The sequence below is a fragment of the Shewanella sp. ECSMB14102 genome, from assembly GCF_000813075.1.
Lineage (GTDB): Bacteria > Pseudomonadota > Gammaproteobacteria > Enterobacterales > Shewanellaceae > Shewanella > Shewanella indica.
The window spans coordinates 52,495-63,032 of sequence record NZ_JWGX01000044.1; the positions used below are offsets into that span (position 1 = coordinate 52,495).

Genomic DNA, 10,538 nt, shown 5'->3' on the forward strand with positions numbered 1-10,538 from the left:
AGTTTGCCATGAAGATTTCCACCCTTTCTCTCGGCGCTTCGGCGTTGTTGCTCTTGTTGGCGGCCTTGCTCGCCTCTCTGGTGCTCTGGAGCAGTGAACAGAGACAAGAGGCAGAACTGCAGAGCCAGACGCTGCAAGGCTTGCAGCAAGAGTTTTTGGTAGATATCCGTGCCAATCTGGATAAGTATCTCGCCAGTGGCGATGCCGGGCGATTGGAGCAGGCCAGAGCCCAGCTCAATGATATTCATGACCGTTTGCCGGTAGATTCACAGTTGGCACAGGAGCTGGCGCAATTGGTGACGGCTCTGGATGGCAAATACCGCGCCGCCGGCAAGTTGGCCGGAAATCCCAGGCAGCTGTTGGCCCATGCCGAAACCGAAATGTTGGATAACAACAAGCGCCTGGCGGATTACGGCGATCAAGGGCTGGCAACGGCGCCACAAGCAGCGCATGAATATCTGCAGCTCAGTCGGGAGCTTCCGCCACTGGTTTACCAGTTGTCACAGCTGACCCAGGATTACCTGCTCGGACGGGAGCAAAGACTCAAGCCTTACCTCGACAGCACCATAACCCAGTTGGCCGACTGGCATGACAGACTCAGCGCCTTGCCACTACTTGGTCTCTATCGCACAGTAGAGGCCGATGAATTTGCCCTGGGTGACGATGAACCCGAGCGCGAGGAGATAGGCGAGAGCTACCGCGCCGAACTTCTGAGTCTGAGCAGTCGCTACGCCAAGGAAGTGACCAATACCGAGCAGCAACTGTTGGATAACCGTCAGATGCAGGATGCGCTGCGCGCCGATATGCACAAGTTGCAGCAGAACTTGCTGACCATGGCCGCTGAGCAGCAACAACGTACCGACAAGCTCAAACACGAGCTACAGCTGTGGCTCTATCTGGCTTTGGCTGTGCTGGCCTTATTTGCCGTGGCTTATTTGATTTTGCAGCAGCTCAGGGTGGTGAAGCCGTTGCAGCTGCTCAACACCGCCTTTAGTCAACTGAGTGAGTCCAATACCCGCGAGCGCCTCAATATCAGTCGCCGTTGTGAAACCGGCCAGATAGCCGCCCACTTCAATGCTCTGCTGAATCGTTTCGAGTCCGAGGATGAACAGCAGCGGCAGCAATTGGCACGTATCTCCCAAAGCCTATCGGCGCTGGTGCAAAAAATCAGTGAAATGGCCGGCAGTACCCGTGAGACCCAACAAGTGGTGGATCAGGCCCGGCAGCAAACGCTGGAGCTCAGTGAATTGGCCGGACTGGTGAGTGACAGCTCAGCTGCGCTGGCCTCCCGTGCCGGCAATACCGCCGAGCAGATGCACCAGAGTGAACTCGAAGCGCAGCAGATGCTGGAAGCCACAGATTCAACCCGCACCGCCGTTGCCGAGTGTCATCAAGCGCTTGCCAGTCTGGATGATTCAGTGGCGGCCGTGGCGGGAATTATCGACGTGATAGGTAATATTGCCGGGCAGACTAATCTGTTGGCGCTCAATGCCGCCATAGAAGCCGCCCGTGCCGGTGAGCAGGGTCGAGGCTTTGCCGTGGTGGCCGATGAGGTGCGCAGCCTTTCCAGTCGCACCCAGAGCTCGCTCGATGAGATAGGTGCCATTCTCAATCGGCTCACCAATGCCAACAAGAGTCTGGGGCAGAGTATGGATGGCATAGCCGAGGCGAGCGACAGGCAGAGACAGAGAGCCGAGAGCCTGAAACAACTGGCGCAGGAGGTGAGACAGCAGGCTTTTGCCATGGCGAGCGGGACTCAGCAGGGTACCGAGTATGCCCAGTCACAGCTGGCGCATCTGCAATCCTTCTCCAGTGCCATGGAACAGCTGCGCAGCCAGGCGATCACCGCCTCAGAGCAAGGGCAGGCAATCGCCTCTCAGGTGGCTGCAGGTGTCGCCGAGATAGAACAGAATCTCGGCATTAAAGCCGCCTGAGTCGCTATTAGAGACTCGCCAGTATGGTTTCGGCCTTGCTGACTTCGAAAGTCTTGGGCGCTTCCACATTCAACAAAGAAACCACGCCATCGTCTATCACCATGGCATAACGCTGTGAGCGTAAGCCACCAAAGGCGCCAGTGTCCATTTCCAGCCCCAGCGCCTTGGTGAAGGCACCATCTCCGTCGGCCAACATCATGATCTCACCGGCGTTTTGGGCTTCACCCCAGGCTTTCATCACAAAGGCATCGTTGACCGATACACAGGCAATAATATCGACGCCCTTGGCCTTGAGTTCATCGGCCAGCACCACATAACCCGGCAGGTGAGCCTCGGAGCAGGTGGGGGTAAAGGCACCGGGAACAGCAAACAGCACGGCCTTCTTGCCGGCAAACAGTTCCTTAACCTTGTGGTTGATCATGCCCTCTTTACCGAGTTGGCTCAGAGTGGCATCCGGCAGAGTTTGACCTTGTGCAATCATGGTATTTGTCCTTTCTGTGGGAATTACAAACCATCATAGCCGTTAATGGAATGGACAAACACAGACATTCTACAGGGGCAATCAGGCGGCAGCCGGCCGGCGCCGAAACAGCGCCCGCAACGCCAGCCAACATAAGCTGAGCAGCAGTTCTGCCGAGGCTGCAAGCAGCAGGCCACTGAGTAGGCCAATGGCAATGGCATCGCCCTTGAGCAGAATATTGTGGCTGTAGTTGTCCCAGACTTCGCGGCGGATATCCGCCTGTGGCGCAAACGCCAGTTGCAGGTAGGGGCTGTAGAGACTCTCGCGGAAGTCGGCCAAGGCCTGCTGCAACTCGGAGCGGCGTTCTACCATGGCGTTGAGCTTATCGCCGCCGGAGGTAAATACCGGATCTTTGTTGGTCACATAGTGGGCGATAAGCTTATCCAGATCGCCATCGAAGAAACGGTCGGCATCGCGCTGAAACCCGGCCAATTGGGTTTGGAGCTCGCTCAGGTGGGCCTGCAGGCTTTTGCCATATTGATCGACAAAGCCGGGGAGCTGAATCCCCGCCAGTACCCCCACAAAGAACAGCAGCAGTCTGAGATAGTCGCGTATGGTTCTAAGCATCATGCCTCCCTGAGTTCCGGCCAAACCAGATGGCTGCTGACTCAAGTGTATGGTTTGGTCTCAGTTCATCGCCGCTTTGACATGGACATCGAAGCGGTTTTTCTTGGTGGCGATAACAGTGCTGGGTTTAACCCCGGCCAGGTCTTCGGCATAGTCCGGCCGTTTGACCACTACCCGCTTGCTCGCCAGTGCCAGCGCCGGGGCCAGCAAGCCGTCGGCATCGGTATCTGCGCCGACCAGGGTCTGAAATACCCGCATCTCTTTTTTTACCAGTGCCGACTTGTCTCTGTGAGGATACATGGGATCCAGATAGACCACATCCGGTCGCGGACTTATCTGGCTCAACGCCTCCAGACTGGAGTCGTGCAGCAGCACCATTCTTTGCTGCATCCAGGGGCCGATTTCGCTGTCCCGATAACCGCGGCTGAGACCGTCTTCCAGTAGCGCTGCCACCAAGGGGTTACGTTCAATCAGAGTCATTTGGCAACCAAGGCTCGCCAGCACAAAGGCGTCACGGCCAAGACCGGCCGTGGCATCTACCACAGAGGGGCAGGCGCCTTGCTTGAGACCGACTGCCTTGGCTATGGCCTGGCCACGGCCGCCGCCGAATTTACGTCTGTGGGCCACGGCGCCGCCGACAAAATCGACACAGATACCGCCAAGCTTGGGTTCGTCACGTTTGAAAAGGGTCAGCATTTCCTGCTCAAACCCCAAGGCAAACACCGAGTCTTCATCATGCTTCAGGCCCCAGCGCTCGGCAATAGCGCACAGGCGTGGCTCCCGGGTATCAAAATAAATGCTATGGCTTGGCTGCTTCACTGTGTTTGAGTCCTTGGCTGAATTGGCGCCATTATGCCAAATGCCAACCTGACTGAATACGTTCAGCTGCAACTCGCAGGCAGAGCCGCTATAATGCCGCGGTCATTTACCCGTCAGTCATTGGGGAACCCATGCTCAGCTACCGTCACGGTTTTCATGCCGGCAACTATGCCGATGTGCTCAAACATTCCATCTTGTTGCAGGCGCTGAGCTTGTTGCAGAAAAAAGATAAACCTTTGGTTTATATCGATACCCATGCCGGTGCCGGTGGCTATGCGCTGGAAGATGATTTTGCCCAAAAGACAGGGGAATATCTGGAAGGTATAGGCAAGCTCTGGCAGGAAACGACTGTGCCGCAGGCGATGACTGCCTATCTGGAGGCGGTGCGCCATTTCAATGAAGGCAATGAGGAGCAGGCCACGGACGAGCTGGCCTGGTATCCCGGATCTCCGGCGATAGTGGATATGCACCTTAGAGAGCGGGACAGAATGCTGCTGCACGAGCTGCACAATACCGATGTCGAACTGCTGCAGGAGTATTTTGAAGGTGCCCGTCAGGTGAAGCTGGTTCACGGTGACGGTCTGCAGGGCCTGTTGGCCGCCGTGCCGCCACTGGAGCGTCGGGCACTGGTGCTGGTGGATCCCAGCTATGAGCTCAAGAGTGACTATCAGGATGTGGCCGATACCCTGATAAAAGCTTATCGCAAGTTTGCCACCGGGGTGTATCTGCTCTGGTATCCGGTCGTCAATCGGGCCCAGACCGAAGCCATGCTGACGAAGCTGAAAGACAGCGGCATTCGGCGGCAGTTACGGATAGAGCAGAGTATCAAGCCTGACTCGGATGAATTCGGTATGACGGCGGCGGGTCTGTGGGTCATCAACCCTCCCTGGCAGTTGGATACCCAGGCCGAAGAGCTGCTGGAATGGCTTCACCCCAGGCTCAATCAGGGTGGCGGCAGCGTCACTGTCACCTGGGAAGTGGGCGAGTAAGCTTGGTTCCATCATAAAAACTTTTGGCCGGGTCACCGGGTATTGATTGGATACTAAGTCGGGTACCAAGGTGTGTACTAATTGCCCGGCTTGTTAACCTTGGTCTTTACGGCGTCTAAGCGACTGTGTGATAGCGAGTGTGGTGACAAGCGACTGTGGTGAGTTATTCCGACAGTGCTTTCAGCTCGGCCAACGTCGCCTCATCTATGAGTCCGAGCGCCAGCGCCTGCTGTGGATTGGTCTCTATCATATAGGCGCTGATACTCATCATATTGCGCAGCGCCATGCCGTTGGGGCCATCGTAAGCCGGCTGCTCGCTCCACTGGTCCTGAGCCCAGGCGGCCCAAGTGGCCTTGAGACTGTAGCCCGCCTCACAGAAGATGGTGCGGGTCAGTTGGCTGCCCTTATCCAGCATCTCCTCGTCGTTCATGCTGTTGTCTAGCTCGCCCTTGTGGCTTTGCATGACTTGCTTTACTGCCATTATCGCTTCGGCGGTTGCGGGAACCGGCCCAAGTTGGCTGTCATCACAGGCTATTACGGTGGAAAAGGGCATCAGCAGACAGGCACAAAGGCCGAGGGACTTGAGGTTAAACATCTTCACTTCCTTGTTGTTGCGCCTCTCAGGCACGGCTCAAATTGCGGTAGCGCTCCAGTAAAATCTTCACCCGTTTCACATAGGCGCGGGTTTCCGGGTAGGGCGGCACGCCACGATATTGGGTCACTGTGGTAGGGCCGGCATTGTAGGCCGCCAGCGCCCGGGTCATGTCGCCATCGAAACGGGCCAGCATCTGCGCCAGATAGCGGCTACCGGCATCGATATTCTGTGATACCACAAAGGCGTTGCTGACACCAAGCTCTTTGGCGGTATCCGGCATCAACTGCATCAGCCCCATAGCGCCGGTACGGGACAGGGCCTTGGCGTTGAAGGCCGACTCGGCGTGGATCACCGCCCTAATAAGCGCAGGGTCCAGATTGTAGGTTTGGGCGGCGAGGGCGATTTCGGCGGCATAGTCACTGCCAAACAGAGGGATTGCCTGCCAGTTCACCTTGGAGTCCGGTCGGCAGGCAAAGCAATCATAGAGAATGATCTGATATTCCTGGCTGCTGGGGGGATTGTCGCTGAATGCCATTACACCGTTGGCCTGGCGGTACTGATAGACTTTACGCTTCGGCAGGCTGCTGTCGCTGATGCCGTGTTCCGAGTAACGCGCCACTATACGGGGTTTGGCCGAAGGCTCTTTAGCTATACCTGAAGGGTTTTCACTCATGGCTGAGGACTCTTTACCCATAGCTGAAGGCTCTTTACTTATAGCTGAGAGTTCTTCACCCATAGCGGCCTTTTCCGAAGGCATAGGTATCTCGGTGCCGGCAAGCGCAGCAAAGGGTAGCGCCGAGCTCAGCAGCCAGAGTAGCAAAGAGATGAGTCCTTGGCCGGAAGTGTGCTTCACGCCTGATAACCCGTCCGTGTTTCCAGTTTCAATATGTCAATGATAGCAAAGAGTTGCTGCATTTCACTGTGGATCTGGCTGAACTCCTTTTCGAAGGTGGCTCCCTCAAAGATGGAGGCGGTCTCGAATCTATCCTTGTTACTGGGAAACAGGATCAACAGCTGCCTGCCGTGGAAGGCGCAGCGCAGATCCCGGCCGAACTTCTTGCTCAAGTCCAGCAAACGCTCCATAAACAAGGGGTTCATCAACACCCGGCCATTGATCTGATTGTCGGCGAAGACATCGAACTCTTTCTCGAACACAGGATCTTCCAGCTTCATCTGCTTCAGCCCCGAATAACTGGAGGAGAGTTTCCCCAGCAGGCCGCGGTCGCGGATCAATACCGCATGGCAGCCGAAGTTTTGTGGCACGGTAAAGGTCATGGCCAGTCCCTTGAATACCTCGCTGGTACGCTTCTTATTCTTGCTATCCCGATATTCTGACTTCAGCACTAATTCACTGATCCCCAGTTCGACCTGCTTATAGCTACCGGTAATAAAATCACTGGAATGTGCTATGTCGTGCTTGGGCAAAATGCCGGCATCACGAAAGGGGCGCAGTGGCAAACCATCGTTGGGACTAAAGGTAAAGTCGTCGCCGAAATAACGGAAGATCAGCGGGAACAGATCTTTTTTAACCTGTGTTTGAAACGCCTTGATGGGTTTCTTACACCAGAAAAACATCAGCAAAACCGGGGTAAGGGCGAGGGCAAACGAAGCTTCCGGGCCAAGGGAACTGTAGTACATAAGGTCGTACCAATAGTGCCAAACCAGCAGCAGAGTCACCACAAGTGTCAGTACAAACAGGGCTACCCGAGTTCGGCACTGCTTGAGGCTCTTGATCCTCAGTCTTTCATACTTACTGGCCTTGGGCTGTATATGCTGGCGATAGTATTGCTGCAGCTTGGGCAGGTCTTCGCTGGGGGCCTGTAAGCCTTTTCCCGGGCGTACCGGGGAAATCTTGGCCCCCATCAGGAAGGTGATAATATTCACGGGTCAATCTTTTACTCTGTCTCAGTTCAAATAGTCGCCGGCATTGACCGGACTTTTGGCGCTTTCATCCGCCTCATAGAAGGGCAGAGCCTGCACCTTGGCCATGGAAGCTATGATTGAACCCGGGAAGATTTCCACTGCATTGTTGAGTTCAGTGACCGCTGAGTTGTAGAAACGCCGCGCCGCGGAGATATGGGCTTCCACTTCGTTATAGGTCTGCATCGCCTGCAACATGGTGTTGTCTGACTTGAGTTCGGGATAGTTTTCTACCGACACCATCAACTGGCCAACACGGTTGTTGAGCTGGTTGGCCAAATCCAGGTGTTGTTTTACTGCATCTTTGTCGGCCGGATTGTAGCTTTGGGTCAGTTGAGTGCGTAATTCGGTGATCTCGGTCAGCAGCTGTTTTTCATGATCCATAAAGCGCTTGGCTATGGTGAGAATATTGGGCAGCAGATTGGCCCTTTTCTTGAGCTGAACATCTATGCCGGAGAGGGCTTCACGGGCCGTGTTGCGTTTTTTTATCAGGCTGACATACCAGAGATAAATCAGTATCACGGCGATTGCCAGTATCAACAAAAATCCATCCATATTTGCTAAAGTTCCCTGCAGTTTTTTTTTGAACTGCGCCAGCTAATCATAAAATGGCTGCAAATGCATCTTTGTTGTGATTTTGAACCTGTGCTTACCCTTTACCGACAAGACTCGTCAAACCAATAAAAACCACCACTTATATCCCTTTAAAGGTGGATTTAAGTAAAAGCCTTTGAATTGGAGGTTTTTACTGTATGTTTTTAGCGCGTAAAAACGTTATCACAATGATTTTTATTGAGTATTTATCTGTTTTTGAGTGGTAAAAAAGCAGCAGTTTTTGACTCATGTTGAGCGAATTCTGTTAAGGATGGCAGGAAAATTGTTTGGCATCGGTCAAAGCGAACAATCGGATTCATCCTATTTACAAATAGCTTTTATTGTGTTCAGGCAAGGTTCAGACAGCGTGTTGTAAATTGTAACGACACAACGTTGGGGCAAAGCGATTAGTTCAGCGAATTTGCCTTTATGGACCCGCCCTGGGTCCTTTTTTTTACCTCAATTTCCCAGCAATTCTTCCAGGTTAAGTTTCAGTTAAAAGTGTCGCGGCAAAATGGCGGGCCGCTTGTCGTAGATGTTACGGCCATGAAAATAGAACCGGCAACCGAGCCGGCAGACAGGGAAATCCGATGCAGTCCAATCATTCTCAGCAACCGCTCGAAACCGCCAAGAGTGGCTGGTTTATCCGCTTCCTTAATGTGGTGGAGCGCCTGGGCAACCTTTTGCCCCATCCCATCACGCTATTTGCGCTGTTTTGTGCAGCCGTCATCCTGATCTCCGGCGTTGCCGGTTATTTTGAAGTCACAGTAGTAGATCCTCGCCCCGAAGGCGCCAGTGGCCGCAGTGCCGATGGCCTGATCCATGTGGTCAGCCTGATGAATGCCGAAGGTCTGCGGATGATAGTCTCCAATCTGGTAACCAACTTTACCGGTTTTACGCCGCTGGGCACTGTACTGGTGGCTTTGCTCGGGGTGGGGATTGCCGAACGCTCCGGACTCTTGTCGGCCGGCATGCGGGCACTGGTAATGGGAGCCTCCAAGCGTCTGGTTACCCTGACCATAGTCTTTGCCGGAATCGTTTCCAATACTGCCGCCGAACTGGGTTATGTCGTGCTGATCCCCATGGCGGCGATGATTTTCCACTCCCTTGGCAGGCATCCCTTGGCGGGTTTGGCGGCAGCCTTTGCCGGGGTATCCGGTGGCTACAGCGCCAACCTTCTGCTGGGAACCGTGGATCCCCTATTATCCGGGATCACCGAAGCGGCGGCGCAGATGATAGACCCTGACTATACTGTGGGCCCCGAGGTCAACTGGTACTTCATGTTTGTCTCCACCTTTTTGATCTCATTCCTCGGTGCCTTGGTGACGGAGAAAATCGTTGAACCCAAACTGTGTCACTACGATGTCTCTGAAGCCAGTGTCGATCTGGAAGAGCAGCGGATGGAAACCGTCACCGAACAGGAGAAAAAAGGGCTGAAAATGGCCGGTTTGGCGGCGGCGCTGCTCGGCGCAGTCTTGGCCTTGACCGTGGTTCCCGAGTGGGGGCCTCTGCGTCACCCAGAGACGGGGGAGGTGGCGGGCTCGCCGTTTCTCAAGGGAATCGTGGTGTTTATCTTTGTCTGCTTTGCCATTCCCGGGCTGGTATACGGCAAGGTGGTAGGTACCATGAAAAAAGATACCGATGTGATCAATGCCATGTCCCACAGCATGAGCACCATGGGCATGTATATCGTATTGGTGTTTTTCGCCTCGCAGTTTGTGGCCTTCTTCAAGTGGACCAATCTGGGCGCCGTGCTGGCGGTGACAGGCGCCGATGCCCTCAGCGCCCTGGGGCTGACCGGGCCGATAGTCTTCCTGCTGTTTATTATGATGTGCGGCTTCATCAACTTGATGCTCGGCAGTGCCTCAGCCCAGTGGGCGGTGACGGCGCCGATATTTGTGCCCATGTTGATGTTGGTGGGTTATGCGCCGGAAACCATTCAGGCGGCCTATCGAATAGGTGACTCAGTGACTAACCTTATCACGCCTATGATGAGTTACTTTGGTCTTATCCTGGCGGTCGCCGCGCGCTACAAGAAGGACCTGGGGATAGGTACTCTGGTAGCCACCATGTTGCCATATACGCTGGTGTTTTTCGTCGGTTGGACCCTGTTCTTCTTCCTTTGGGTATTCGGCCTGGGGCTGCCGGTTGGCCCAGGTGCGGCTACCTACTATTCACCGGCGGGCTGATAGTCTGTAACAGTGAATGACTGAGGATTTTAGTGGGAAGGGGCTTAGGTTATATACAGTAACTAAAAGTGTGTATAACGTTTACTAAGGCAGAGAAATCTGCCTTTTTATCACCAAATAATCAAAACGGATAACTCTCAACTTTTCAAGAAGCTGTGTCAGACCTGGCCGGAACTAATTCAGCATCACCTGATCAAGTCTGAACTAGTACACTTAAAGACTTCTGGCATGCTCTTATCAAGTTTCATTCCACTCGTTAGTCCTTCACTCCGACCATGCCGTTTTCCCTAACCCGCACGCCTTTGAGCAGCCTTACTATCATCTCGGTGGCATTCAAGGGCGCCATTGCAGGAAAGTCCTTGATCTCTATCTTGCCGCTGATCTCCATATGGGCATAACGGACACTGTTGA

10 protein-coding genes are annotated in these 10,538 nt (G+C 54.3%); 3 read left to right on the forward strand and 7 right to left on the reverse strand.

Translation table 11 applies throughout. The annotated features are described in order from the left end of the window. The first annotated feature begins 8 nt into the window (after positions 1–8). Positions 9–1,934 (forward strand): methyl-accepting chemotaxis protein, encoded by a 1,926-nt coding sequence (locus tag RC73_RS14645; protein ID WP_039035342.1) that lies wholly within the window; start codon positions 9–11, stop codon positions 1,932–1,934. Between the two features lie 7 nt (positions 1,935–1,941). Here the strand turns inward: RC73_RS14645 and RC73_RS14650 are convergent, their stop codons facing one another. From RC73_RS14650 to RC73_RS14660, 3 genes are all read right to left on the reverse strand, one after another. Then, positions 1,942–2,415, reverse strand: coding sequence for a peroxiredoxin (locus RC73_RS14650; RefSeq protein WP_039035343.1), 474 nt, complete (start codon positions 2,413–2,415; stop codon positions 1,942–1,944). Between the two features lie 81 nt (positions 2,416–2,496). After that, on the reverse strand, positions 2,497–3,024 hold the full coding sequence (locus tag RC73_RS14655; RefSeq protein WP_235370014.1) for a DUF2937 family protein: 528 nt from the start codon (positions 3,022–3,024) through the stop codon (positions 2,497–2,499). A 57-nt stretch (positions 3,025–3,081) separates the two neighbouring features. Continuing rightward, on the reverse strand, positions 3,082–3,819 hold the full coding sequence (locus tag RC73_RS14660) for a class I SAM-dependent methyltransferase (protein ID WP_152608451.1): 738 nt from the start codon (positions 3,817–3,819) through the stop codon (positions 3,082–3,084). Positions 3,820–3,971: 152 nt separating this feature from the next. Here RC73_RS14660 and RC73_RS14665 point away from each other — a divergent pair, with 152 nt between their 5' ends. Next, entirely contained in the window at positions 3,972–4,829 is an 858-nt protein-coding gene (locus RC73_RS14665; protein WP_039035345.1) for a 23S rRNA (adenine(2030)-N(6))-methyltransferase RlmJ, read from the forward strand. A 163-nt stretch (positions 4,830–4,992) separates the two neighbouring features. Here the strand turns inward: RC73_RS14665 and RC73_RS14670 are convergent, their stop codons facing one another. From RC73_RS14670 to RC73_RS14685, 4 genes are all read right to left on the reverse strand, one after another. Beyond that, entirely contained in the window at positions 4,993–5,424 is a 432-nt protein-coding gene (locus tag RC73_RS14670; RefSeq protein WP_039035346.1) for a hypothetical protein, read from the reverse strand. A 25-nt stretch (positions 5,425–5,449) separates the two neighbouring features. Then, a complete protein-coding gene (locus RC73_RS14675; protein ID WP_443018440.1) occupies positions 5,450–6,118 on the reverse strand; it encodes a lytic transglycosylase domain-containing protein in 669 nt (222 codons plus the stop codon). 155 nt (positions 6,119–6,273) lie between these two features. Then, positions 6,274–7,308 carry a DUF3137 domain-containing protein gene (locus RC73_RS14680; protein WP_039035347.1) on the reverse strand — a complete coding sequence of 345 codons (1,035 nt, stop codon included), beginning with the start codon at positions 7,306–7,308 and terminating at the stop codon, positions 6,274–6,276. A gap of 21 nt (positions 7,309–7,329) precedes the next feature. Next, positions 7,330–7,899 (reverse strand): LemA family protein, encoded by a 570-nt coding sequence (locus RC73_RS14685; RefSeq protein ID WP_039035348.1) that lies wholly within the window; start codon positions 7,897–7,899, stop codon positions 7,330–7,332. 629 nt (positions 7,900–8,528) lie between these two features. On the opposite strand from RC73_RS14685, the gene RC73_RS14690 reads away from it, so the two are divergent. After that, positions 8,529–10,127, forward strand: a complete 1,599-nt coding sequence (locus RC73_RS14690; protein ID WP_039035349.1) for an AbgT family transporter — start codon at positions 8,529–8,531, stop codon at positions 10,125–10,127. Positions 10,128–10,538: the final 411 nt, after the last annotated feature.

What these genes read in the sequence shown, in the direction of transcription:
- RC73_RS14645 (WP_039035342.1), top strand. Translation starts at nt 9, where the DNA reads ATGAAGATTTCCACCCTTTCTCTCGGCGCTTCGGCGTTGTTGCTCTTG.
- RC73_RS14650 (WP_039035343.1), bottom strand. Translation starts at nt 2,415, where the DNA reads ATGATTGCACAAGGTCAAACTCTGCCGGATGCCACTCTGAGCCAACTC.
- RC73_RS14655 (WP_235370014.1), bottom strand. Translation starts at nt 3,024, where the DNA reads ATGATGCTTAGAACCATACGCGACTATCTCAGACTGCTGCTGTTCTTT.
- RC73_RS14665 (WP_039035345.1), top strand. Translation starts at nt 3,972, where the DNA reads ATGCTCAGCTACCGTCACGGTTTTCATGCCGGCAACTATGCCGATGTG.
- RC73_RS14670 (WP_039035346.1), bottom strand. Translation starts at nt 5,424, where the DNA reads ATGTTTAACCTCAAGTCCCTCGGCCTTTGTGCCTGTCTGCTGATGCCC.
- RC73_RS14675 (WP_443018440.1), bottom strand. Translation starts at nt 6,118, where the DNA reads ATGGGTAAAGAGTCCTCAGCCATGAGTGAAAACCCTTCAGGTATAGCT.
- RC73_RS14685 (WP_039035348.1), bottom strand. Translation starts at nt 7,899, where the DNA reads ATGGATGGATTTTTGTTGATACTGGCAATCGCCGTGATACTGATTTAT.
- RC73_RS14690 (WP_039035349.1), top strand. Translation starts at nt 8,529, where the DNA reads ATGCAGTCCAATCATTCTCAGCAACCGCTCGAAACCGCCAAGAGTGGC.